This is a genomic window from Mycobacterium saskatchewanense, assembly GCF_010729105.1.
GTDB lineage: Bacteria > Actinomycetota > Actinomycetes > Mycobacteriales > Mycobacteriaceae > Mycobacterium > Mycobacterium saskatchewanense.
Genome location: NZ_AP022573.1, coordinates 4,059,795 through 4,084,025 on the forward strand (window position 1 = coordinate 4,059,795; position 24,231 = coordinate 4,084,025).

Consider the following 24,231-nt stretch of genomic DNA (forward strand, 5'->3'; position numbering starts at 1 on the left):
GTCGCTGGCCCGCTGGAGCTGACGCGGCCGGGCGCAAACGCCTGCGCCGTAAACGAATCCGGCGGGGCTCGCCGCCCCGCCGGATTGTGTCCACTTGCTACTTGGTGATGGCGATGCGTTGCGCCTGGTGGCCCGCCGGCTCCTGGTACGCGCCGGCGACCCGGACGGTCAGCACGCCCGCGTCGTACGAGGCCGTGACAGCCTCGCCGGTGACGTGCGCCGGCAACTTGAACGACCGGCGGAACGTGCCGTAGCGGATCTCGCGCAGCGTGCGGCCGTCCTGCTCGTCGGCGCGCTCGTCGCGGTGCTCGCCGTGGATAACCAGGCGACTCACCCCGTCTTTCCGGTCCACCTCCACGTTGACGTCCTTCTCGACGTCGACGCCCGGCAGCTCCAGGCGTACCACCGCGTCGTCGCCGTCCTTGACGATTTCCGCGGCGGGGGTGAAGCCACCGGTGGCCGGCTTGAACCAGTCCGCCGATGCGGCGGGGCCGAAGAAGTCGCGCAGCCACCGGTCGGTGTCCCATGCCGGCCGCGACCACAATGCGAGGTTGCTCATGGATGTCTCCTTATGCTTCCTTGTGAGTTGGCTGTGACCGGCGCCTTACCGGTCGGCTATTTCTTCAAACATGAGTCGACCGCGCTTAAGTTCCACTCGGGCGTTCGCCCGCGGCGAACAACTTCACACGGGTGCGTGTGAGGTGTGAGCCGCCCGTCATGCGAGCGTCACATTGGGCGAAACCGCGTTAATTTCTGGCGCCTACCCTCAATTCCATGGCGACAGACGGGATTTCGCGCGCCCACTGTGCGGTCCGTCACATCATCGTAGTCGGCCACGGCATGGTGGGTCACCGGTTGGTCGAGGCGCTGCGCGCCCGCGACAACGGGGGGTCATGGCGCATCACGGTTTTTGCCGAGGAGGCCGACGCGGCCTACGACCGCGTGGGGCTGACCTCCTACACCGAGAGCTGGGATCGCAGCCTGCTGGCGCTGCCGGGCAACGACTACGAGGGTGACGAACGCGTCCGGTTGGTCTTGAACATGCGCGTCACGGAAATAGATCGCGAGGCGAAGTCGGTGGTCACCGCCGACGGCCAGCGGCACGAATACGACGCCCTGGTGCTGGCCACCGGGTCCTACGCGTTCGTGCCGCCGGTGCCCGGCCACGACCTGCCGGCGTGCCACGTCTACCGCACGCTGGACGACCTCGACGCCATCCGCGCCGACGCCCTGCGCACGGTGCAGGCCGGTCGGACCCCCGCCGGTGTCGTCATCGGCGGCGGGCTGCTCGGGCTGGAGGCCGCTAACGCCTTGCGCCAGTTCGGCTTACAGACGCACGTGGTCGAGATGATGCCCCGATTGATGGCCCAGCAGATCGACGAGGCCGGCGGCGCGCTGTTGGCTCGGATGGTGTCCGAGCTGGGGATCGCGGTGCACGTGGGGGCGGGCACCGAATCGATCGAAACAGTCGGGGACTCCGACGACACGACGTCGGTGCAGGTCCGCCTGACCGGCGGCGAGGTCATCGATGCTGGCCTGGTGATCTTCGCGGCCGGCATCCGGCCGCGCGACGAGCTGGCGAAGGCCGCGGGACTGGAGCTCGCCCCGAGGGGTGGCGTGCTCACCGACCTGACCTGCCGCACAAGCGATCCCGACATCTACGCGGTCGGTGAGGTGGCCGCGATCGGGGGTCGCTGCTACGGCCTGGTCGGCCCCGGTTACACCTCGGCCGAGGTGGTGGCCGACCGCCTGCTGGGCGGCGCCGCCGAATTCGGCGAGGCCGACATGTCGACGAAGCTCAAGCTGCTGGGCGTCGACGTGGCGAGCTTCGGCGACGCGATGGGGACGACGGACAACTGCCTCGAGGTCGCCATCAATGACGCGGTGAAGCGGACCTACGCCAAGTTGGTGCTCTCCGACGACGCCAAGACGCTGCTGGGCGGCGTCCTGGTGGGCGACGCCTCGTCGTACGGGGTGCTGCGGCCCATGGTCGGCAGCGAGCTGCCGGGGGATCCGCTCGCGCTGATCGCTCCGATCTCCGGCGAGGCTCCGGCACTGGGCGTCGGCGCGCTGCCGGATTCGGCGCAGATCTGCTCGTGCAACAACGTCACCAAGGGCGACCTGAAGTGTGCGATCGCCGACGGCTGCGCCGACGTGCCCTCGCTCAAGTCGTGCACGGCGGCCGGCACGTCCTGCGGATCGTGTGTGCCGCTGCTCAAGCAGCTGCTGGAAGCCGAAGGCGTCGAGCAGTCGAAGGCGCTGTGCGAGCACTTCGCTCAGTCGCGTGCGGAGCTCTTCGAGATCATCTCAGCCACCGAGATCCGCACCTTCTCCGGCCTGCTGGAGCGCTTCGGCCGCGGAAAGGGTTGCGACATCTGCAAACCCGTCGTCGCGTCCATCCTGGCCTCCACCGGTTCGGACCACATTCTCGAGGGCGAGCAGGCCTCGCTGCAGGATTCCAACGACCACTTCCTGGCGAACATCCAGAAGAACGGCAGCTATTCGGTGGTGCCGCGGGTGCCCGGCGGTGACATCAAACCCGAGCACCTGATCCTGATCGGCCAGATCGCCCAGGACTTCGGCTTGTACACCAAGATCACCGGCGGCCAGCGGATCGACATGTTCGGCGCACGGGTGGACCAGCTGCCGGAGATCTGGCGGCGGCTGGTCGACGGCGGCATGGAATCCGGCCACGCCTACGGCAAGGCGCTGCGCACCGTGAAGAGCTGCGTCGGCACCGACTGGTGCCGCTACGGCCAGCAGGATTCGGTGCAGCTCGCCATCGACCTGGAGCTGCGGTACCGCGGCCTGCGGGCGCCGCACAAGATCAAGATGGGCGTCTCGGGCTGCGCGCGCGAGTGCGCCGAGGCGCGCGGCAAGGACGTCGGCGTCATCGCGACCGAAAAGGGGTGGAACCTCTACGTCGGCGGCAACGGCGGCATGACGCCCAAGCATGCGCAGCTGCTGGCCAGCGACTTGGACACCGAAACGCTGGTGCGCTATGTCGACCGGTTCGTCATGTACTACATCCGGACCGCGGACCGGCTGCAGCGCACGGCGCCCTGGGTCGATTCGCTCGAGGGCGGGCTGGATCACGTGCGCGAGGTGGTGTGCGAGGACTCGCTGGGCCTGGCCGAGGAATTCGAGGCCGCCATGGAGCGGCACGTGCGGAACTACAAGTGCGAGTGGAAGGGCGTGCTCGACGACCCGGACAAGTTGTCGCGGTTCGTGTCCTTCGTCAACGCCCCGGGCGAGGTCGATTCGACGGTGGCGTTCACCGAGCACGCCGGTCGCAAGATCCCGGTGTCCATTGGCATGCCGCGCATGCGGGCGGCCCGAATTGGGGAGGAATCATGACGCTTCTCAACGACATTCAGGTGTGGACGACGGCCTGCGAGTACGACCGCCTGATCCCGGGCCGGGGGGTCGGCGTGCTCCTCGACGACGGTTCTCAGGCGGCCTTGTTCCGGCTGGACGACGGCTCGGTGCACGCGGTCGGCAACATCGACCCGTTCTCCGGCGCGGCGGTGCTCTCGCGCGGGATCGTGGGTGACCGCGGTGGCCGGATGACGGTGCAATCGCCGATCCTCAAGCAGGCGTTCTCGCTCGAAGACGGTGAGTGCCTCGACGATCCGAGCTTCTCGGTACCGGTGTACCCGGCGCGCGTCACCGCCGACGGGTTGGTCCAGGTCGGCCGGATCGCCGGCTAGCCGATATCGCCCACGAGGTAGCGCTGCATCGTCGGACCGATGGCATCGACGAGCGCGTCCACCGACATCGAATGCAGGGGTTCGGAGCGAACGCCGTAGCGCATGATGCCCAGACCCACGAGCTGGGAAGCGCATAGCGACGCCCGCACGGCAACCTTGTCGGCGCCCAGCATCTTGAGCAGCGGCCCGAAAACCGGTCCGATGAACATGCTTTGCACCACTTCGGCGGTCTTGGCCATTCCCGTGGACGCGACGGCGCTGGCGGCGAAAGGTCCGCCTCCGGCGGCGTCCCACGTGGTGATCAGCATGTGCAGGGTACGGCGTCCCGCCTGGTTGACCCCTCCGGTGACGATGCGGTCGATGAACTCCGGTGTGCCGAACGGCAACCGCAGCATCTTCGCGACCGGATCAAAGATGCCGTGCGACGGCTCTTCGCGGCGGGCCATGGTGCCAGGATTGCCCGGATGGGATCAAAGATCAAGCGTCACGGACGTCGGCGCGCCCCGACACGGCGACCGCATGCGACGCGGAACTCGGTAGCGCGTGTGGGCCCTGAGCGCGCCGCCGGCTGGGCCGGCGGGTCGCATGCCGCGCCGCCACCGGCCCGGGCGCGGCCCGCCGGAACCGATTGGCGAGCAGCCGCGGCAGGCCGGGGTGGATGCCCAGTGGCTCGCTGACCAGGTCGGCGCCGCAGGCGCGCAATCGTTCCTGAAACAGCCCGTCCGCCAGCAGGTATGAGGCCACGACGACGCGCCGCGCGCCCTCGCGCCGCGCGGCGGCGACCGCCTCGCCGATGTGCGGATCGCCCGTCGCCGCGAACCCCAGCCGCACCCGCGATCCCACCAGCGCGGACAGCGTCGTGGCGGTGACGTGCAGGTCCGCGCGCGCAAGCGGGTCCGTCGTGCCGGCCGCCCCGAGGATCACGGAATCGCCCGGGCGCCAACCGCATTGGATCAGTTGGTCGCCGACGATCCGGGCGATCTGCCCGTCGGGGCCCAGCGCGGGGGTCATCACGACGTTCGGGTGTCCGCTCGCCGCGACGTGCGCGGGCAAGTCGGCCCGCACGTGGTAGCCGCGGGACAGGAACGCCGGCACCAGGATCGCCGGCTGGCCGGGATCGGCCTGAGCCAGGACGTCGCTGGGCGTGGGCCCGAGCACGTCGACGAACGCTACGTGGACGGAGCGGCCGAGCGTGGCGCCGACGCGCGCCGCGAGGTCTCCGATCATCGCGACGCCGCCCGGCCTGCGGGTGCCGTGCGCGGCCAGGATCAGTGCCATGGGTAACCAGTCGGGTCGTCGATCGCGAGCCGGTAGCCGCGCTTGACCACCGTCGCGACAATGTTCTTGTCGCCCAACGCTGTTCGCAGCCGGAGCACGGCCGTGTCGACCGCGTGTGGGTCGTTGCTGTTGCCGGGCAGCACCCGTAACAGGTCGTTGCGGGCGACGACGGATCCGGGCCGCTGCGCCAGCGCGCGCAACACCGCCATGCCGGACGGGGACAGCAGCTTGATCGACCCGTCGACCAGCACGCACGTCCCGCGGATGTCGACGGTGTGGCCGGCAGCCTCGACCGTGCACGATCCCAGCAGCGGCAGCTCCTCGGCGATGTGCCGGGCCAGCGCCCCCAGCCGCATGCGCTCGGGCGACGAGGTGGGAACGCCTTTGCGGATCAGCGGTTTGGAGGTCACCGGGCCGACGCACATCGCGTGTACGTCGGTGCGCAGCGCCTGCAGGAGCGGGTTCTCGATGTCGAGCTGCCGGCTGCGTTCGAGCACGGCCGCCGCGGCGGGCGCCGACGTGAAGGTGACGGCGTCGAATTGCCGCCGTGCGATCCCCGAGACCAGCTGGTCAAAGTCGCCACCCAAAGGCGTTGGCTTCCAACGGTAGACCCGGAGGGGTACCACTTTTGCCCCGGCGGCGCGCAGCCCCCCGAGGAACTCCGGGAAGGGGTCCCATGCGTCCGCGGCCCCGTGCAGCTGGATGGCGATCCGCATTCCCGACACACCAGAGTCCAGCAGGTATTCCAGCACTTCGTGAGAGGATTCGGAGTCGGGGGACCACTCCTCGTGCAGGCCGGCGGCGCGCAGCGCGCCGGTCGCCTTCGGCCCGCGCGACACGATCCGGGCCGACGACAGCGATGCGAGGAGGGGATTCGCCAGCCCCCACCCCTCGGCGGCGGCCAGCCAGCCGCGGAAGCCGATCCCCGTGTGGGCTACCAGGATGTCGGGCGGCTCGGCGATCAAAGCCTCGGTGTGGCTGTGCAATTCGTCGTCGTCGGGTAGCGCGATCATGTTGATCGCGGGTGCGCTGCAGACCTCGGCCCCGTGGCGGCTCAGGAGCGCGCACAACTCCTCAGCCCGCCGAGCCGAGGTCACCGCGATGCGGTAACCGGTCAACGGCGCCGGTTTCGGCTGCTCGGCCCCCATATGACCTGTGTATGCCTGGCACGTTTCGGATGCGTTACCCGGCAATTGCCGCCGTATTGCCCCTGTTTCCAACACCATCACACCCGCACGGGCTCGGTGTCGATAATGCGTCCCGACAGGCCCGGCGCGGGGGTGGGGCGCCGCGCGTAGAGCGTCCAGGTCAAGGCGGCGGCGACTACGTACGACGCCAAGAACATCCAATACGCCGACGTCTCGGTGCCGGTGCTGAGGTAGGACTGGCGCAGTGCCAGGTTGATTCCCACGCCGCCGAGCGCGCCGACGGCGGAGCAGATGCCGATGAGCGATCCCGACTTCGCGCGGGACCACTGGCGGCGTTCGGACTCGCTGCCGTCCAGCGCGCGGCTGCGCGCCTGATACACCGACGGGATCATCTTGAACACCGATCCGTTGCCCATGCCGGACAGCACGAAAAGCACCATGAAGCCGGTGACGTAGCCGATCATGCTGGTCGAGCGGGCACCGGCGTCATGTCCGTCGAAGGTGCTGATGGTGACCAGGAGCCCGGCGGCCAGGATCATGCCGGCCAGCACCCCCAGCGTCACGCGGCTGCCGCCCTTGCGGTCGGCCAGCCTGCCGCCGTAGATCCGGGCGAGTGAACCCAGCAGCGGCCCGATGAAGGCGATCTGCGCGGCGTGCAGCGCCGCGTGCTTGGCGCTTTCGCCGTTGGCCAGGAAGTTGACCTGCATCACCTGCCCGAAGGCGAACGAGAAGCCGATCCACGAGCCGAAGGTGCAGATGTACAGCAGCGAGATGACGTAGGTGTCGCGCTCGAACAGGATGGACCGCATGGTGGTGAGCTCGGTGCCGTGATGGACGTCGTCCATGAACAGGGCCGCCGCGACACCGACGACGGCCAGCAGGACCAGGTAGACCGCGCACACCCAGTACGGCGCCTCGTGGCCGGCGGTGGCGAGCACCAGCAGTCCGACCAGCTGGATCACCGCGACGCCGAGGTTGCCGACGCCGGCGTTGACCGCCAGCGCCGCCCCCTTGAGTCGCTCGGGGTAGAACGCGTTGACGTTGGCCAGCGAGGCGGCGTAATTCCCGCCGCCCAGCCCGGTGAGCGCCGCACACAGCAGGTAAAGCCACAGGGGCAGCCCGGGATTGGCCAGCAGGACGATGGTGCCGGCGGTGGGGATCAACAGCACGAAGGCCGAGACAGTGGTCCAGTTGCGGCCGCCGAACGCGGCGATGCCCAGCGTGTAAGGAATGCGCGCGCAGCCGCCGACCAGGGTGGCCACCGCGCCCAGCAGCAGCTTGTCGCCGGCCGAGAAGCCGTAGACGTTCTCCGGCATGAACAGCGCCATCACGGGCCACAGCGTCCAGATCGAGAAGGCGACGTGGTCGGCGGCCACCGTGCAGAGCAGGTTGCGACGGGCGATGTCCTTGTTGCCGGCCTCCCAGGCCGCCGCGTCGTCCGGATTCCAGTCCGTGATGCGGTGGTTGCGGCCCATGGGATCCTCACCTTTCGTCGACGGGTTGACCATGTCACCGGGGCTTCGCGGATGCTCCCCGCCGCCATCCGCAACGAAACCAGCGAAAGTGGTTGAGAGCGTGGGCGCGATGCGGTGCCCCGCAGCAAGAGGCGTGCCCCGCCGTACATTTCGATGCTCACATTTGAAATGGAACCCCGTCAACTGGATTCGGCCCGGATCGCCTGTCAGTTGAATCTGAGTTATCTGGCAAATCCCTGAAGGGCAATCGGTTTGGCCGATACGGCCGGCCGGGATCGGTTCTCCGAGAAGAAAACGCGCTGGGCGCAGATGATTTCGGGCCGAACCATTATTCGGTGTGACCTGCACAACATCGTGTTTGGCAAAATGGCGCCACCGAATTGTGATTCGGCATCAATGCGATTGCGCTCCCGACTCACCACACGTCACCGCCGCGCCAGTCGCACATCAACTCGCCGGAGGTGTCGGGGGTGATCCCGACCGGCAGGACGAAAACCGAGCCGTCGTCGTCGGGTGTGCGGGCCGCCCCGCCGGGCGCCAGCACCCAGGTGGGACCCGTCCAGGGCGGCCACCCGCGGGCCGCGTATACGCGGCGGCCGGCGGTCGACGCACTGGCGGCGCCGATCTCATAGGCGCCACGAATGACTTGTTCGATGGCGTCGAGCAGGGCATGCGCCAGGCCCTGGCCGCGGGCGTCCTCCCGGACGGCGACCGCCTCGACGTAGCCGCAGCGCAGCGCGCGCCCGCAGTGGATCAAGCGCCGCTGCACCACCGCGGCGTGGGCGATGATCGCTCCGTGCTGCCAGATGAGGGCGTGCATGCCGCCCAGTGCATGCTCCCAGTCGTCGTCGGTGAACTCGCCGGCGAACGCCGTGGTGACCATCTCGTGCGCGCGTTGCCGGGTCTCGGCATCGAGGTCGGCGGTGTGCACCAGGCGGGCGGTGTGCACTGGTGAGCTCACCCTCGTCTTTCTACCAGGCGGGCGCGCCGGGACCGGCCCCCGCACGGGCGCCGGCGACCACGGGTGTGCGGGGTCGTGCCCAGTGCAGCCGCACCCGCTGGCCGGGCCGCACCTGGGCCATCCGGTCCACGTCATCGTCGACCACCACCCCGACGACGGGATAACCGCCGGTGAGGGGGTGGTCGGGCCCGAGGATTACCGGTAAACCGTTGGGCGGCACCTGAATTGCTCCCCGGGTGGCGCCCTCGCTGGGGAGCTGCCGGTCCGGGTAGCGGTACTGCAGCGCGCGGCCCACCAGCCGCATCCCCACCCGGTCGCTGCGGTCGGACGCCACCCAGTCCGTGTGCACCAGCGCGTCGGGGTCGACGAACCAGTCGTCCCGTGGCCCGGGCACCGCCGACAGCTCGACGACGTCGCCGGGAATGGCGGCCACCGGCGCCTGGTCCAGCTCGGGATAGGCGTCGGTGTGTTCGCCCACCGGCAGCCGGTCGCCCGGCCGCAGCGGCGCCGGGCCGATCGCCGACATCACGTCGTAGCTGCGCGAGCCCAGCACGGGTGGCACGCAGATGCCGCCGCGCACCGCCAGGTAGGAGCGCAGTCCCGCACGCGGGGTCCCCAGCGCGATCAGCTGGCCGTCGCGCACTCGGTGAATGCTGTTGGTGCCGAACTTGACTCCGTTGACGGTGGGGTCCGTGTCGGCGCCGGTGACCGCGATGTCGACGTCGCCGCCGCGGACCCGCGCCGCGAATCCACCGAACGTCACCTCGACGGTGGCCCAGTCGTCGGGGTTTGCGACCAGCCGGTTGGCCAGCCGGTGCGCGCGGCGGTCGGCGGCCCCGGACTCACCGACGCCGAGGTGCGCCAGGCCCGGCCGGCCGAGGTCCTCGACCACCGCGAACGGTCCGGTGCGCAGGATCTCCAGGCTGATGTCCGGGTGGCTCACGGCGATCTCCTCTCTCAGACGGCCCGGAACCGTACCCACATGCCCTGCGTCAGCAGCGCGGGATCCGATCGGCCCAGGTCCCACAGTGCCGCGTCGGTGCGGCCGATCAGCTGCCAGCCGCCGGGCGACCGGCGTGGGTAGACGGCGCTGAATTCACCGGCGAGGCCCACCGATCCGGCCGGTACGGAGGTGCGCGGCTCGGCGCGGCGCGGCACCCGCAGCCGCGCGTCGCCGTCGACCAGGTACGCGAAGCCCGGTGCAAAACCGCTGAACCCGACGCGCCACAGTGTCGCGGTGTGGGCGTCGATCACCTGGTCGGTCGTCAGGCCGGTGTGGTCCGCGACCTCGACGAGGTCCGGGCCGTCGTAGACCACGCCGATCACCACGTCGGCGCCCCGTCCGGCGGGGGCGGTCTCGTCGGCGCCCACCCGCATGGTGCGGAGCCTCCGACGGATGACGCCCTGAGAACGGGGGGTGTCGAGCTTGACCAGCACCGTGCGGGCGGCCGGGACGATGTCGACGACCCCCGGCAGGGCGGCGTCCCGCAGCGCCGCCACCCAGCCCAGCACCTCGGCGGTGCTGCCGCACTGCAGCATCAGTGCTCGGTCGCCGTAATCCAGGACGGTGTTTCCGACCAGGTCGGTCGGCAGTTCGACGGGAGCACCGGTCACGCTCATTACTCGACGGTAACCTCGGGGTCGGGGCAGGCGGGAGGGATTCCCGACAGATTTTCGAGCACTGCCAGAGGTGCCTTACCGAACGCTCAAACCAGCCCGGCCTACCCCAGGATCTTGCCGATCAGCGGGGGCAGTTGATCGGCGACCACGGGGTAGCTCAGCGGGGACGCGAATGCGATCGCGCCGGCCTGGTCCTTGCTGGTGAAGATGTGGCGGTTCTGGGCGGTGGCCTGCGACGCCGCCACGTCGGGGTCGGCCAGCAACGCCTTCTGGTCGTCGGGGTTCTCGGTGGTCCAGATGAGCACGTCGGCCGAATCGAGCACCGTCTTCACCTGGTCCCGCGGGATGACGGCGCGGTGATCGGTGCCGAACTGCTTGATGCTGTCGGCGATCACCAGGCCCATCTGGTTGAGGAAGTCCGTCCGCCAGCCCGCCAGCGTCGCCACCACGGTGCCCTGAAACAGCGTGCCCTGCATCAGCAGCGCCTTCTTGCCCTTCCACTGCGGATTCTTCGCCGAGACATCGGCGAACCTCTGGTCGACGGCCGCGATCAGCGACTTCATCTGGTCGGCCTGGAACACGGCCTGGCCGACGGCGGTGGCCTGCTCCTTCCACGGCTCGAAGAACGCGTCGCCGTCTGACTGCGCGATGGTCGGGGCGATCGCGGACAGCTTCTGGTAGGTGTCGGCATCCAGGCCGGCGTTCACCGCCACGATCAAATCGGGCTTGAGCCCGGCGATCTGGTCGACGGGAATCCCGTTGTCGAGGCTCAGCACCACCGGCTGTGCCCCGCCGAGCTTGGGCTGGGCCCACGGCCACACCGCGAACGGCTGGTCGCCGAACCAGTTGGTGACGGCGATCGGCACCACGCCCACCGCGAGCAGGTCGTCCTGCTCGGTGTAGCCGGCGCTGACCACGCGTTTGGGCGCCTGTTTGACGACGGTTTCGCCGAAGAGGTGCGTGATCGTCACGGACCCTGAGCCCGCGGCGCTCGCGTCGGGCTTGCGCGACGAACACGCTGCGGCCGAACCGGACAACCCGGTGATGCCCGCGACCCCGGCGGCCCCTGCCAGCTGCAAGAATCTCCGTCGATTCCATCCCTGCATCGCGTGAGATTATCGCGTCCCGGGACCCGACCTGCGCCGCCGCGCGGTTTTCCCGCTCATCCCAGCGGCATGCCGGCGTCGAGGAAGTCCAGGGCGCGGAAAATGGTGCCGGCCGTCTTTGGCGCGCTGTCGTAGGCCGCCATCATGGCGCCGACCATCGCCCCGACAAACACCCGGACCTCGAAATCGTCTGCGGCTCGGCCGATTCGGGCCCCGATCGCCTCAGCCATGACGGTGACGGTGCGGTAGTACTCGTCGTAGAGGGCGGCCTTGAGTTCCGGGATGGAGAAGATCAGCCGCTGCCGGGTGTTCTCGAACTCTTGCTGCTCCGGCGACAAGCCGGCCATCGTCGTCTCGTAGGCGCGGCGGATGGCCTGGCTCGGGGTCAGGTGGGCGGGCTGCGACCGGAACGCTTCCAGGATCAGCGGGTCCAGGTCGTCGGCCAGCAGCAGCGACTCCTTGGTGGGGAAGTACCGGAAGAATGTGCTGGGCGACACCTCGGCGGCGTCGGCGATCTGTTCGACGGTGGTCGCCGCGTAGCCGTTGGCATCGAAGAGGCGGAACGCCTCGCGCCGGATCGCCTGGCGGGTTCGGATCTTCTTGCGCTCCCGCAGACCCAGGGGCGCCTCGGTCGCCTGCATGCGGCCATTCTCCCAGCCCCCGTCCCACACGGAAATCTTTCTGACAGTGGTCCGCGGACGGTTGCGATCTCTTGGTATTCGCGGTGTAACTGCGCACACCCAGCCCGGTAACAGGGTGTCCTTAGTGTCGAGTGGTCAGCGCACGCACCATAGGGGGCAGCCAGAATGACGACCACGACCAGCCCGGTTACCCAGCCGGCGCCGCCGCGCGAGCGGCCCAGGGGAGGGCACTGGATCGACGACTGGCGCCCCGAGGATCCCGCGTTCTGGGAGACGACCGGCAAGCCGATCGCGCGGCGCAACCTGATCTTCTCCATCTTCGCCGAGCACGTCGGGTTCAGCGTGTGGATGTTGTGGAGCATCGTGGTGGTCCACATGACGGCCGTCGTTGCCCCGGGGCATCCCGCTCACCCGTCGGCGTCCGGGTGGGCGCTGTCGGCCAGCCAGGCCCTGTGCCTGGTCGCCGTCCCCAGCGGTGTCGGGGCCCTCCTGCGGCTGCCGTACACCTTCGCGGTCCCCGTGTTCGGCGGCCGCAACTGGACCACGATCTCGGCGGTGTTGCTGCTCGTCCCGTGCCTGCTGCTGGCCTGGGCGGTGAGCCATCCCGGCATCCCGTTCGGGGTGCTGCTGGTGATCGCGGCGACCGCCGGCTTCGGAGGTGGCAACTTCGCCTCGTCGATGGCCAACATCTCGTTCTTCTACCCGGAGAAGGACAAGGGCTGGGCGCTCGGACTCAATGCGGCCGGCGGCAACATCGGCGTGGCGGTCGTGCAGAAGGTCATCCCGACGATCGTGGTCGCCGGGGGAGGGATCGCGCTGTCACGCGCCGGGCTCTTCTACGTGCCGCTGGCAGTCGTCGCCGCGGTGTGCGCCTTCCTGTTCATGAACAACCTCACCGAGGCGAAGGCGGACGTGAAGCCGGTGTGGCAGTCGCTGCGGCATGCCGACACCTGGATCATGTCGCTGCTGTACATCGGCACCTTCGGGTCGTTCATCGGGTACTCGGCCGCCTTCCCGACGCTGCTCAAGACCGTCTTCGGCCGCGGTGATATCGCCCTGACCTGGGCGTTCCTGGGTGCCGGCATCGGTTCGGTCATCCGGCCCGTGGGCGGCAAGCTCGCCGACCGGATCGGCGGCGCGCGCATCACCGCCGTCAGTTTCGTCATGCTCGCCATGGGCGCGGCGGCCGCGCTGTGGTCGGTCAACGCCAAGAACCTGCCGGTCTTCTTCGCCAGCTTCATGTTCTTGTTCGTCGCCACCGGCATCGGCAACGGGTCGACGTACCGGATGATCTCGCGGATCTTCGCGATCAAGGGCGAGCTCGCCGGCGGCGACCCGGACACGATGGTGCACATGCGCCGCCAGGCCGCCGGCGCGCTGGGCGTCATCTCGTCGGTCGGCGCCTTCGGCGGCTTCATCGTGCCCCTGGCCTATGCCTGGTCGAAGTCGCAGTTCGGCAGCATCGAGCCCGCGCTGCGGTTCTATGTCGGGTTCTTCGTCGCCCTGCTCGTCGTGACCTGGGCGTGCTACCTGCGCAAAGGCAGGATCACCGTCTAGTGCGGTGGTGGTCCTCCGCCGAGATCGAGCTGAGGGTCGTGGTTTGACGCAGATCGCGACCACCACGGCAATACGGACGCGAAAGAGGCAGGTCACGCCAAAGAAGCAGGTTAGCGCCGGTACCCCTCCCACGGGCTGTAGTCGGCGATCAGCTCTTCCTGCGGCGGTCGCTCGTCGGCCGGCACGTGCTGCAGGTTGATCCGGATCCGGTACCAGATCGAGCTGGGCCCGCGCATGCCGTCGACCAGGACGTCGGCCGGGTGCAGCCGGTCGGCGGCCGCGGGGTAGCGGCCGCGCCAAGTGTCGAGCGCCGCCATCGCCTCGCCCCGGGTCTTGGTGCGGGCAATCTCGATCAGCGGCATCACAGACTGGCGCCGGCCGTCGGTGCGTTCGCCGGATCCCCTCGGCGCCCGTTCCGGGGGCCCCATTTCCTCGGCCAGCACCAGCAACCGGTCGAGGTCGCCGACCGCGGCGTCCATCCCCGCCCACGGGTCGCCGATCTGGGCGAAGCGGCCCGGCACCGTGTCCATGGTGAACTCCTCGGGCCGGCGGTCGGTCACCTCCTCCCAGCGCAGCGGGGTCGAGACCCGGGCGTCCGGGGTGGCGCGTACCGAGTACGCCGACGCGACGGTGCGGTCCTTGGCGTTCTGGTTGAAGTCGACGAACACGCCTTCGCGCTCCTCCTTCCACCAGCGGCTGGTGGCCGCGTCGGGCGCGCGGCGCTCGACCTCCCGCGCGACGGTCTGGGCGGCCAACCGCACCTGCCGGAACGTCCAGCGCGGGGCGATGCGTGCATAGATGTGAAAGCCGCGCGAGCCGGACGTCTTCGGCCACGCGACCAGGCCGTAGTCCTCCAGCACCTCGCGAGCGACCAGCGCCACGTCCACGATGTCGCGCCAGGTGACGCCCGGCATGGGGTCGAGGTCGACGCGAAGCTCGTCGGGGTGGTCGAGGTCGGTGGCCAGCACCGGATGGGGGTTGAGGTCGACACAGCCCAGGTTGATCGCCCACACCAGCCCCGCGGCGTCGTGGACGACGGCCTCGGCGGCGGAAGTCCCTCGCGCGTAATGTAATTCGGCAACGCCGACGTAGTCCGGCCGGTTCGCGGGCGCCCGCTTCTGGAAGACGGCCTCTTCGGCGATCCCTTTGACGTAGCGCTTGAGGATCATCGGCCGGCCGACCACGCCGCGCAGCGCCCCGTCGGCGACGGCGAGGTAGTAGCGAACCAAGTCGAGCTTGGTGCGTGGGGGCGCGCCGCCGTGGGCCTCGAACACCACTCTGTCCGGATGGGTGACGGTGACCCGGTGTCCGGCCACCTCCAGCGAATCCGCGCCGGCCATGTTCACCATCGTAAGTCGGGGGGTACTTACCAGTTGTAATGCGACCGACGTCACATATGGTGGGACCCATGCCAAACCTGATCGGCCTGCCGGGGCAGGCTGTCGCGAAAGTTCAGCAGTACCTCGAGCGCGGCTCAGCCGAATTGCACTACGTGCGCAAGATCTTCGAGGCGGGCGCCTTCCGGCTGGAGCCGCCGCAGAACTACGCCGCGATGGCCAACGACATCTACAAGTGGGGCGAGTTCGGCATGCTGCCGTCGCTCAACGCAAGGCGTCACCCCGACCGCGCCGCATGCATCGACGAAGAGGGCGAGTTCACCTATCGGGAGCTCGACGAGGCCGCCCACGCGGTGGCCAACGGCCTGATCGAGATGGGCGTCAAGGGCGGCGACGGGATCGCGATCCTGGCGCGCAACACCCGCTGGTTCCTCATCGCCAACTATGGCGCCGCGCGGGTGGGCGCCCGCATCATCCTGCTCAACAGCGAATTCTCGGGACCGCAGATCAAGGAGGTCTCGGAGCGCGAGGGCGCCAGGCTGATCATCTACGACGACGAGTACACCAAGGCCGTCAGCAAAGCCGAGCCGGAGCTGGGTTTCCTGCGCGCCCTGGGCACCAACCCGGACTCGGACGAGCCCTCGGGGAGCAAGGACGACACGCTGGCGGACCTGATCGAGCGCAGTAGCAAGGAGCCGGCCCCGAAAGCTTCCAAGCACGCGTCGATCATCATCTTGACCAGCGGTACCACCGGGACGCCGAAGGGGGCGAACCGCAGCACGCCGCCCACCCTGGCGCCCGTCGGCGGCATCCTCTCGCACGTGCCGTTCAAGGCCAACGAGGTGACCTCGTTGCCGGCGCCCATGTTCCACGCGCTGGGCTACCTGCACGGCACCATCGCGATGTTCCTGGGCTCCACCCTGGTGCTGCGCCGGAAATTCAAGCCGCCGCACGTGCTCGAAGACATCGAGAAGTACAAGGTGACCGCCATGGTGGTGGTGCCGGTCATGCTGTCGCGGATCCTGGACGCGGTCGAGAAGATGGACAAGCGGCCCGACCTGTCCAGCCTGAAGATCGTGTTCGTCTCGGGGTCGCAACTGGGCGCCGAGCTGGCCAGCCGTGCCCTGAAGGACCTGGGCCCGGTCATCTACAACATGTACGGCTCCACCGAGATCGCGTTCGCCACCATCGCCGGGCCGCAGGACCTGGAGCGCAACGCGGCGACCGTCGGACCGGTCGTCAAGGGCGTCAAAGTCAAGATCCTCGACGACAACGGCAAGGAGAAGCCGCAGGGCGAGGTCGGCCGGATCTTCGTCGGCAACGCGTTCCCGTTCGAGGGCTACACCGGCGGCGGCCACAAGCAGATCATCGACGGCCTGATGTCGTCGGGGGATGTCGGCTACTTCGACGAGCACGGCCTGCTCTACGTCAGCGGCCGCGACGACGAAATGATCGTGTCGGGCGGCGAGAACGTCTTCCCGGCCGAGGTCGAGGACCTCATCAGCGGGCATCCCGAGGTGGTCGAGGCGACGGCCATCGGCGTCGAGGACAAGGAGTGGGGTCACCGGCTGCGGGCGTTCGTGGTCAAGAAGGACGGCTCCGACGTCGACGAGGACACCATCAAGCACTACGTGCGCGACCACTTGGCCCGGTACAAGGTGCCGCGGGAAGTGGTCTTCCTTGACGAACTGCCGCGCAACCCGACCGGCAAGATCCTCAAGCGCGAGCTGCGCGAGATGGAGGTCGACTAGCTCCGGCGCCGGATCACCGGCGTTCCTGGATGGCCCGGGTGATCTGGGCCGCCAGCTTGGGGTCGGTCAACAGCTGGTCCACCAGCGCGGAGAGGACCTCCTGCCCGGTCACCCTCGCGACTCCCAGGCGGTCGGCCGCTTCGCGCTGCCAGATGTCGAGAGCCCGGTGCGTGGCCGCCGGCAGGTCGACGGTGCGGCGCGTCCGCCGGCCCCGTGATTGCTGGTCGCCGGCGGGCGGGGCGACCAGCCCGCGGGCGCGTTGCTGGATGCCCGTGAGGCGTTCGGTCGGCGTGGCGTCGGCGGACGAACCGGGACCCGACGGGTGCGCGCGGAACGTTCCGGCGCTTGGCCCGATGTGGCTGGGATTGAGGTTCATCGCCGCGATCGTCCTCCGTTGCGTGGCCAACCAGTGAATCAGCGTTATCAGCGTCGACACCGATTCTCTCACCGATGCGGGCCCGAGTCGCGTCTCCGGCCCGCGGTTCGTCCGTCGCGGGCACGGACCGGTTCGGCTCGGCCGGGCGGGTCGACGAATTCCGGTCGGCCGTGTTGGATTGTCGTCGTGCGGGGTCCGAAATGCGCCGCGCGGCTGAATTCGACTGAATTACTCGAATGCTGGAATGCGCAATTGCGGACTTACTGAGAAGCGCTCAGCATCTCAGTAGATGGCATCTGAGCTGCGGCTATATCTGCGCGAATCAGTACCTGCTGAGAAATACAATGCGCAATGTGGAGAATGTGCAGATTAGGTCTGAGCGCGCCGGAGAAAAATATGTGACTCGCCCGACAGAAATGTTGCCGACAAATCTATTGTTAGGCTAGGAATGTATTTAGAAACTTTGAAGTGAGCGGTAAAAGGTAGGGAAGGAGCCCAAGATGGTTTCACTGCGATCGTTACGTGGCGCGACGGCAGGCGCGGTAGGTGCCGGAGCGGTGGCCGGTGCCCTGCTGTTCGGCGGTGCCCCCGTCGCACAGGCGGCCCCCGCGCCCGGACCGGGTACGAGCTTCGCGGTCTCCGGGCCCCACGGTGGCCCCGGCATCATTCCTGACCGCCCCGGCGGCCACGGCTGGGGCGGCGGCCACGGCTGGGGTGGTGGCCACGGCTGGGGTGGTGGCCACGGCTGGGGCCGCGGGATCGGCCACGGTTGGGGTGGTCCCGGCTGGGGGCACCGCGGAATCTGGGGCCCGGCGGGGCACTGGTGGAACTGGTGGTGGTGAGCCGCCCGGTCGCATAGCTTGGCCGGCCCACGCGCCCGTGCCGACCTGATTCCGGTCAGGCCGGCACGGGTTTTTTACGGGTCCCGCGGCAGGCCGAGCAGCCGCTCGGCGATGATGTTGAGCTGCACCTCGGACGTGCCGCCGTAGATGGTGGTGGCGCGGCTGGCCAGCAGGTACTCGCCCCACTTACCCGATAGCTGATCGCTGTCGCCGATCGCGGCGTCGGTGCCGAAGGAGGACACCGCGAACTCGGCGTACCCCTGCCCGGTGCGCATGGACAGCAGCTTGGAGATCGCCGCCGACGGCATGGCGTCACCGCCGGCCAGCGTCAGCAGCGTGGAGCGCAGATTCAGCACCTTGGCGGCGTGGCCTTCGGCGATCAAATGCCCGGCCCTGTGCCGAGCGACCTGGTCGAGCTGGCCGTCGCGGACGAAATCGACGAACTGCGCCAGGGTCGCAAGGAAGTTCGCCTCGCTGCTGCCGATCGACACCCGCTCGGCGGTCAGGGTGTTGCGGCTGACCTCCCAGCCCCGGTTGACCTCGCCCAGCACGCACTCGTCGGGCACGAAGACGTCGTCGATGTAGACGGTGTTGAACATCGCGTTGCCGGTTAGCTCTCGCAGCGGAGTGACTTGCACGCCTTCGCTTTTCATGTCCAGCAGGAAGTACGTGATGCCATTGTGCTTTGGCGCCGACGGGTCGGTCCTCGCCAGCAGCGCACCCCACTGCGAGAACTGCGCCCCGGTGGTCCAGATCTTCTGGCCAGTGATGCGCCAGCCGCCGTCGGTCCGCGTCGCCTTGGTGCTCAGCCCCGCCAGGTCGGACCCGGCGCCCGGTTCGGAGAACAGCTGGCACCAGATCATGTCCCCGCGGAGGGTCGGCGGCAGGAAACGTTGCTTCTGCTCCTCGGTGCCGAACGCCACGATCGACGGGACGACCCACGTCGCGATGCCCATCTGGGGCCGCTTCACCCGCCCGGCGGTGAACTCCTGGGCGATGATGACCTGCTCGACGGGGCTGGACGCCCTGCCCCACGGCTTCGGCAGATGCGGCAGCACCCAACCGCCCTCGGCGAGCGCCACCTTGCGTTCCTCGCGATCCATCGCCTTGAACGCCGCGACCTCGCTTCGGATCTCGTCGCGCAGCTTCTCCGTGTCGGGGTCGAGGTCGATGTCGACCGGGCGCATGCCCGTGGTGGTCGCGGTGTGCACGACCTTCTGCGGGTACTCGGAGCCGCGTCCGACGCTGGCTGCCAGCATCAGCGCGCGGCGGTAGTAAATGTTGGTGTCGTGCTCCCAGGTGAAGCCGATTCCGCCGTGTACCTGGATGCAGTCCTGGGTGCACCGCTGCGCGGCTGCCGGGGCCAGCGTGGCGGCGACGGCCGCGGCGAACTCGACCTTGGCCGCGGCGGTGTCCCAGTCGTGTCGGCTGGCCTCGTCGATCGCGCGGGCGGCGTCCCACACCGCCGCGGTCGCCCGCTCGGTGTCGGCGATCATCTCGGCGCACTTGTGCTTGATCGCCTGGAACTGGCCGATCGGCCGACCGAATTGCTCGCGGATCTTGGCGTAGTGCGACGCGGTGTCGGTCGCCCAGCGCGCCACGCCGACGGCTTCGGCGGAGAGCAACGTCGTCATCAGCGCGTGCGCGGTCGACATGCTGAGGTTGCTCAACACGGCGTCGTCGCCGACCTCGACGGCGTTGGCGCGCACGTGCGCCACGGGGCGTAGCGGGTCAAGGCTCTTCACCGGCTCGATCTCGAGCTCCTCGGCGCGCAGCACCACCCACTCCTCGCCGCTGTCGATGGCGACGGGCAGCACCAGCAATGACGCCTGCGCGGCGGCGGGAACCGACCGCACTTCGCCGCGGATCACCAGCGTCCCCTCGTCGGGGCCGTGCCGGGTGGCGGTCAGCGCGCAACAGTCCAGCGCGTATGCGGCGATGGCCGCGCCGGATGCCAACTCCGAGAGCACCTTCGACTCGGGGTCGTGCGCCGCGATCAGCGCGCTGGCGATCGCCGACGGCACGAAGGGCCCGGGCACCGCGCCGTAACCGAATTCGGCCAGCACGATGGCCAGCTCGAGGATGCCGAACCCTTGTCCGCCCACGGACTCGGCCAGATGCACGCCCTGCAGGCCCTGGTCGGCGGCCGCGCGCCAGTACGGCGGGGGATTGTCGATCGGGGTTTCCATCGCCGCGTGCAACGCCTCGGACGGTGCCACCCGCGCGACGAAAGACCGCACCGAGTCGGCCAGGTCTTGATGCTCAGGAGTGATAGCGATCGGCATTGGTCGCCTTCCCATGCTTTCGGGTTTGGTCTCAGCCAGGCGTCTCCAAACTAACAACCGGTCGGTTGGTTGACCACAGGGGTCACCAGGTGTGCCAGCGGCTCGCCGTCCCGGAGCCGGCGGCAGTTGGCGACGGCCTCGGTCAGGTAGCGCCGCATGGTGTCGACGGTGCACCAGGTGACGTGCGGCGTCAGCACGACGTTCTCCAACCCCAGCAGCGGGTTGTCGGCCGCGACCGGCTCGGCGTCGAAGACGTCGAGCCCCGCCGCGGCCAACCGGCCACCGCGCAACGCGTCGACGAGCGCGGATTCGTCGACAACCGCGCCTCGTGACGTATTGACCAGGACGGCGGACGGTTTCATCCGGCCCAGCGCCTCGCGGCCGAGCAGGTGGTGTGTCTGCGCCGTCAACGGCAGGTGCAGCGACACGATGTCGCTCTCGGAGAGCAGCTCCGGCAGTGACCGCCAGTCCGGCCGGCCGTCGTCGCGGGTGCTGGTGTGCAGGACGGTGGCGCCCATCGCCGCGACGATCCGGCCCACCCGCTGGGCGATGTTGCCGTATCCGATGAGCCCGACCGTGCAGGAACCGATGTCGCGCACCGTCTCGCTCAGTTCGGGGTCCGTCGGCCAGCCGGCCCCCTGCCGGATGGCGCGGTCCTGCGCCGGCAGCCGGCGCATCGCGGCGAGCATCAGCAGCACCGTGCCCTCGGCGACCGACGGGGCGTTGGCGCCGGGCATGTTGGCGACCGCGATGCCCCGTTCGATCGCGGTCTGGACGTCGATGGTGTTCACCCCGGCCCCGAGCTTGTGCACGAGCCGCAGCCGCTTGCCGAGCCGCAAGTCGTCGCCCGACAGCGGCCGCAGCACGTGCCATATCACGTCCGCTTCGGGCAGCTCGCGGTAGAACGCGGCCTGCGCCTCGGGGGAATCGTCCTCCGCGCACCATCGGATGTCCAACCAATCCGATTCGGGCGCAACGAAGTCGAGGACTTTGTCACCGGGAACGAAGTGCGCCAGAACTTTTAACGCGACCACCTGGCGATGATATCGGCTTGCTCGCGGTGCCCGCCGCCGGCTTCAGTCCGTGCGACCGCTCAGCGCGCGCTACCTGGTTGCTGAGTGGCCTCTGGCGACCGCTCAGCGCCACCGCTTGGCGATCCACTTGGCGATGAGGTCGGCCTGCTCGCCGCGGGCTCCGGGGGTGGTGAAGTAGTGGTCGGAGTCGATCGAAGCCTGTGCCTTGTCCGTGGCGGCGAGCGCGTCGAAGATGCGCTGGGCGTCAGACGGAAAGACCCCGGTGTCGGCCTCGGCGTTGAGCACCAGCGCGGGGCAGGTGATGCGGGCCAGGTGCGGCTCGGCCCGGGTTTGGGCCACCCGCAGGCTCCACATGCCCAGCCAGTTGCGGAGCGTCGAGGCGGCGGCGATGCCGCGCGCGGACCGGTTGGCCTTCACCGGGACGCCCGCGTAACACATGTTGGGCTGTCGCCCGGTCGGCTCGATCGCCGGATCGACCATCCGGGGGTCGGCCCAGGTGCGCATCACGGTGAACGGCCGATCGGAAAAGCCCGCCGTGCGAACGCGTTTGAGTTCATTTTCCGCCCAGTCGGTGACGGCGTCGTTGCGCGCGACCTGCGCGCGCCGGTAGCGGGCGACGAACTCCGCTGAATACGGCGGGCCATTGCGCTCGTCGAAGAGATCCAGGGCGGGGTCGGTGGCCACGGGGTCGTTCTCGTCGACGACGGCGGCGTCCATCCAGGCTGTGAGGACCTCGGGACGCCCCGGATGGGCGGCGGTGGCCACGTAGCCGTCGGCGGGCGGAAGCTCGGTCACGCCGGCCGCGGGGCGCATGCCTTCCAAGGGCGTGACGTTGGGCTCTACCGCCTGGGACTGGTAGGCAGCCATCAGGGATCCTCCCCCCGAATTTCCAAGCAGAACAACGGTTTCCACTCCTTGTACCTCTCGAAGCCAGCGGACGCCGACCCCGATGTCGACGAGCGCGTGGTCGAGTAGGAAGCTGCTCTCGAAGCCGCGGAACCTGGTGTTCCAGCCCAAAAAGCCGATCCCGCGGGTCGCCATGTAGTCGGCGAGGTAATGCTCGGAGAAGTCGATCTGGTAATGCGCGGCGATCATCGCGACCTTCGGCTTGCGCCCCATGCCGCGGTGATACAGCCCCTGGCACGGGTGCCCGCCCGCGCCGGCCCGCCCGGCTGTGGGTGACTCGAGCCCGACGAACTCGCGGACGACCCCTGTAGCACCGGCATGCCGTGTCACGGTGAATGTGCCTCCTGCCAGTAGATGGCGCGATATTAGATGTTGGCGAGCGTCCGGATGCACGCGCGGTCATCGGGCGCCTCAGCGTCTTGGGGCCCGCTCAGCTGCAGGTAGCAGAACTGGTTGAACATCGCCACGATCGCCTCGGCGATCAGCCGGGGGTCGTCGCCCGGGCAGTAACCCTCCGCCTGCGCGCGCCTGACCGTCTCGGCGATGAATGACGTTGGGATGGCGCATATCTCGGCCCAATACCGCGCGAAGTCATCGTTGACCATCGCCAGCTGCGAGACGCTGATCACCTCGGCGAGCCGGTTGCGGTACGCATGCCAGTGCGCGGCTGCGGCCTGGTGCGCCCGATCGCGGTGGGAGAGGCCGTGTCCGGTCACCGACTGCGCGCGCTCGTCTGCCTCGTCGCGAAACCGGACCGCCCACTGGCGGACCATCGCCTCCTTCGAGTCGTAGTAGTTGTAGGTCGTAGTAGTTGTAGAGGGAGGCCGCCGAGCGGCCAGCCTCCGCGGCGATGTCGGCGATGGTCGTGGCCAGTATTCCCTTGCGTGCGACGACCGTTCGCGCGGCCGCATCGATAGCCGCCCGGGTCTTCCGACCCCGATGTGTGGGCAACTCGGGGGTCGACACCTGGCGCGCACCTCCCTGGGCCAAAACTGAATCTGATGTTAGATTCAGATTCAGATCTTGGCCAGGACCTGCACTCACGGGAGAGCCGCGCAATGATCAAGCCGCACAACACCAACACCGAATTCGAGCTCGGCGGGATCAATCACGTCGCGCTGGTGTGCTCGGACATGGCCCGCACGGTGGACTTCTACACGAACGTCCTCGGCATGCCGCTGGTGAAATCTCTCGATCTGCCCGGCGGTCGGGGGCAACACTTCTTCTTTGACGCCGGCAACGGCGACTGCGTCGCGTTCTTCTGGTTCGCCGGCGCCCCCGACCGGGTGCCGGGCGTCTCGTCGCCGGGCGCGATTCCCGGAATCGGGGATATCACGAGTGCGGTGAGCACCATGAACCACCTGGCCTTCCACGTGCCGGCGGAGAAATTCGACGCCTACCGGCAGCGACTCAAGGACAAGGGCGTGCGGGTGGGGCCGATCCTCAACCACGACGAGAGCCCCATGCAGGTGTCGGCGACGGTGCACCCCGGGGTCTACGTGCGCTCGTTCTACTTCCAGGACCCCGACGGCGTAACCCTCGAATTCGCTTGTTGGGTAAAGGAATTCGACAGGACTGACACCGGTACGGTGCCGAAGACCGCGGCCGACCGGCGGCCCGCCGTGCCGGTCAGCGGACCATGACCGACGGCATTCTTTCCGACGCCCAGATCGCGGCGCTGACGCCCGGGGAGCGGCGCGATCTGATCGCGCGCCTGGAACAGCCCGTGCACGACGTCGTCGACCCGGTATTTCTGGCGCGGGTCCGGCGCGTCCGGTTGGGGCTGATGGGCGGCGGCTCGGCCGTGATGATCCCCTGGCTGGGCTACCTCTCCACGACGCTGCCGGAGAATTACGTCGCGCACAATTGGCCGCTGACCTGGATGGGTTACGACGTGCTGTTGGTGGTCTTCATGGTGGCGACGGCCCTTTTGGGCTACCTGCGCCGTCAGGTATTGATTCCGGCCGCGTTCACCACCGGGGTCCTACTGATCTGCGACGCGTGGTTCGACCTCATGACAGCCGGCCCCAGGGATGTCTGGTTGTCGGTGGCCACCGCTCTGCTGGTTGAGCTGCCCCTGGCGGCGTTCATGATCGTCAGCGCGCTGCGGCTCATGCGACTGACCATGGAACGGTTCTGGCTGTTGGATCCCGGAATGCGGCTGTGGGAGCTGCCGCTCTTGCCGTGAGCGTAGAAATCCGTCC

At 68.8% G+C, this 24,231-nt stretch carries 22 protein-coding genes and 1 pseudogene; 7 read left to right on the forward strand and 16 right to left on the reverse strand.

Translation table 11 applies throughout. The annotated features are described in order from the left end of the window. Positions 1–97: 97 nt before the first annotated feature. Positions 98–559 carry an Hsp20/alpha crystallin family protein gene (locus tag G6N56_RS19070; RefSeq protein WP_085254662.1) on the reverse strand — a complete coding sequence of 154 codons (462 nt, stop codon included), beginning with the start codon at positions 557–559 and terminating at the stop codon, positions 98–100. A gap of 215 nt (positions 560–774) precedes the next feature. Here G6N56_RS19070 and nirB point away from each other — a divergent pair, with 215 nt between their 5' ends. Beyond that, a complete protein-coding gene (nirB, locus tag G6N56_RS19075; RefSeq protein WP_085254661.1) occupies positions 775–3,357 on the forward strand; it encodes a nitrite reductase large subunit NirB in 2,583 nt (860 codons plus the stop codon). Then, positions 3,354–3,710, forward strand: coding sequence for a nitrite reductase small subunit NirD (nirD, locus tag G6N56_RS19080; protein ID WP_085254660.1), 357 nt, complete (start codon positions 3,354–3,356; stop codon positions 3,708–3,710). Before nirB ends, nirD begins: the two co-directional genes overlap by 4 nt. On the opposite strand, the gene G6N56_RS19085 is transcribed toward nirD, so the two are convergent. The 9 genes from G6N56_RS19085 to G6N56_RS19125 all read right to left on the reverse strand — a co-directional run bounded on the left by G6N56_RS19085 (position 3,707) and on the right by G6N56_RS19125 (position 11,939). Next, positions 3,707–4,156, reverse strand: coding sequence for a TetR/AcrR family transcriptional regulator (locus tag G6N56_RS19085; RefSeq protein WP_085254659.1), 450 nt, complete (start codon positions 4,154–4,156; stop codon positions 3,707–3,709). The genes nirD and G6N56_RS19085 overlap by 4 nt on opposite strands. Positions 4,157–4,187: 31 nt before the next feature. Next, positions 4,188–4,988 carry a sirohydrochlorin chelatase gene (locus G6N56_RS19090; protein WP_085254658.1) on the reverse strand — a complete coding sequence of 267 codons (801 nt, stop codon included), beginning with the start codon at positions 4,986–4,988 and terminating at the stop codon, positions 4,188–4,190. Then, positions 4,979–6,136, reverse strand: coding sequence for a uroporphyrinogen-III synthase (locus G6N56_RS19095; protein WP_085254657.1), 1,158 nt, complete (start codon positions 6,134–6,136; stop codon positions 4,979–4,981). The genes G6N56_RS19090 and G6N56_RS19095 overlap by 10 nt, the downstream gene beginning before the upstream one ends. Before the next feature lie 77 nt (positions 6,137–6,213). Continuing rightward, on the reverse strand, positions 6,214–7,611 hold the full coding sequence (locus G6N56_RS19100; RefSeq protein ID WP_142280493.1) for a nitrate/nitrite transporter: 1,398 nt from the start codon (positions 7,609–7,611) through the stop codon (positions 6,214–6,216). A gap of 415 nt (positions 7,612–8,026) precedes the next feature. After that, positions 8,027–8,572: a GNAT family N-acetyltransferase gene (locus tag G6N56_RS19105; protein ID WP_169717517.1), complete on the reverse strand. Its 546-nt coding sequence runs from the start codon at positions 8,570–8,572 to the stop codon at positions 8,027–8,029. Between the two features lie 10 nt (positions 8,573–8,582). Next, a complete protein-coding gene (locus tag G6N56_RS19110; RefSeq protein WP_142280496.1) occupies positions 8,583–9,500 on the reverse strand; it encodes a 5-oxoprolinase/urea amidolyase family protein in 918 nt (305 codons plus the stop codon). 29 nt (positions 9,501–9,529) lie between these two features. Continuing rightward, positions 9,530–10,192 carry a 5-oxoprolinase subunit B family protein gene (locus tag G6N56_RS19115; protein ID WP_085254654.1) on the reverse strand — a complete coding sequence of 221 codons (663 nt, stop codon included), beginning with the start codon at positions 10,190–10,192 and terminating at the stop codon, positions 9,530–9,532. Positions 10,193–10,293: 101 nt separating this feature from the next. After that, on the reverse strand, positions 10,294–11,298 hold the full coding sequence (locus G6N56_RS19120) for an ABC transporter substrate-binding protein (RefSeq protein ID WP_085254653.1): 1,005 nt from the start codon (positions 11,296–11,298) through the stop codon (positions 10,294–10,296). A gap of 56 nt (positions 11,299–11,354) precedes the next feature. Continuing rightward, positions 11,355–11,939, reverse strand: a complete 585-nt coding sequence (locus G6N56_RS19125) for an acyl-CoA-like ligand-binding transcription factor (protein ID WP_085254686.1) — start codon at positions 11,937–11,939, stop codon at positions 11,355–11,357. A gap of 165 nt (positions 11,940–12,104) precedes the next feature. Here G6N56_RS19125 and G6N56_RS19130 point away from each other — a divergent pair, with 165 nt between their 5' ends. Next, a complete protein-coding gene (locus tag G6N56_RS19130; RefSeq protein WP_085254652.1) occupies positions 12,105–13,496 on the forward strand; it encodes a NarK family nitrate/nitrite MFS transporter in 1,392 nt (463 codons plus the stop codon). A 110-nt stretch (positions 13,497–13,606) separates the two neighbouring features. Here the strand turns inward: G6N56_RS19130 and G6N56_RS19135 are convergent, their stop codons facing one another. Further along, the gene (locus G6N56_RS19135) at positions 13,607–14,845 is read right to left on the reverse strand and encodes a DNA polymerase domain-containing protein (protein WP_085254651.1); all 1,239 of its coding nucleotides are present in this window, start codon (positions 14,843–14,845) and stop codon (positions 13,607–13,609) included. A gap of 59 nt (positions 14,846–14,904) precedes the next feature. On the opposite strand from G6N56_RS19135, the gene fadD2 reads away from it, so the two are divergent. Then, positions 14,905–16,584, forward strand: coding sequence for a long-chain-fatty-acid--CoA ligase FadD2 (gene fadD2, locus G6N56_RS19140; protein ID WP_085254650.1), 1,680 nt, complete (start codon positions 14,905–14,907; stop codon positions 16,582–16,584). Positions 16,585–16,597: 13 nt separating this feature from the next. Here fadD2 and G6N56_RS19145 read toward each other — a convergent pair whose 3' ends face one another. Next, on the reverse strand, positions 16,598–16,960 hold the full coding sequence (locus G6N56_RS19145) for an ATPase (protein ID WP_085254685.1): 363 nt from the start codon (positions 16,958–16,960) through the stop codon (positions 16,598–16,600). A gap of 500 nt (positions 16,961–17,460) precedes the next feature. On the opposite strand from G6N56_RS19145, the gene G6N56_RS28570 reads away from it, so the two are divergent. Next, positions 17,461–17,802: a hypothetical protein gene (locus G6N56_RS28570; RefSeq protein ID WP_180150365.1), complete on the forward strand. Its 342-nt coding sequence runs from the start codon at positions 17,461–17,463 to the stop codon at positions 17,800–17,802. Positions 17,803–17,876: 74 nt separating this feature from the next. Here the strand turns inward: G6N56_RS28570 and G6N56_RS19155 are convergent, their stop codons facing one another. The 4 genes and pseudogenes from G6N56_RS19155 to G6N56_RS19170 all read right to left on the reverse strand — a co-directional run bounded on the left by G6N56_RS19155 (position 17,877) and on the right by G6N56_RS19170 (position 22,993). Then, positions 17,877–20,087, reverse strand: a complete 2,211-nt coding sequence (locus G6N56_RS19155; protein ID WP_085254649.1) for an acyl-CoA dehydrogenase family protein — start codon at positions 20,085–20,087, stop codon at positions 17,877–17,879. Positions 20,088–20,137: 50 nt separating this feature from the next. Continuing rightward, positions 20,138–21,121, reverse strand: coding sequence for a 2-hydroxyacid dehydrogenase (locus G6N56_RS19160; RefSeq protein WP_085254648.1), 984 nt, complete (start codon positions 21,119–21,121; stop codon positions 20,138–20,140). Positions 21,122–21,223: 102 nt separating this feature from the next. Beyond that, positions 21,224–22,357, reverse strand: a complete 1,134-nt coding sequence (locus G6N56_RS19165) for an alpha/beta hydrolase (RefSeq protein WP_085254647.1) — start codon at positions 22,355–22,357, stop codon at positions 21,224–21,226. A 35-nt stretch (positions 22,358–22,392) separates the two neighbouring features. After that, positions 22,393–22,993, reverse strand: a pseudogene (locus G6N56_RS19170) (TetR/AcrR family transcriptional regulator). 92 nt (positions 22,994–23,085) lie between these two features. On the opposite strand from G6N56_RS19170, the gene G6N56_RS19175 reads away from it, so the two are divergent. Beyond that, positions 23,086–23,670: a VOC family protein gene (locus G6N56_RS19175; RefSeq protein ID WP_085254646.1), complete on the forward strand. Its 585-nt coding sequence runs from the start codon at positions 23,086–23,088 to the stop codon at positions 23,668–23,670. Beyond that, the gene (locus G6N56_RS19180) at positions 23,667–24,215 is read left to right on the forward strand and encodes a hypothetical protein (protein ID WP_085254645.1); all 549 of its coding nucleotides are present in this window, start codon (positions 23,667–23,669) and stop codon (positions 24,213–24,215) included. The genes G6N56_RS19175 and G6N56_RS19180 overlap by 4 nt, the downstream gene beginning before the upstream one ends. The last annotated feature ends 16 nt before the right edge of the window (positions 24,216–24,231 follow it).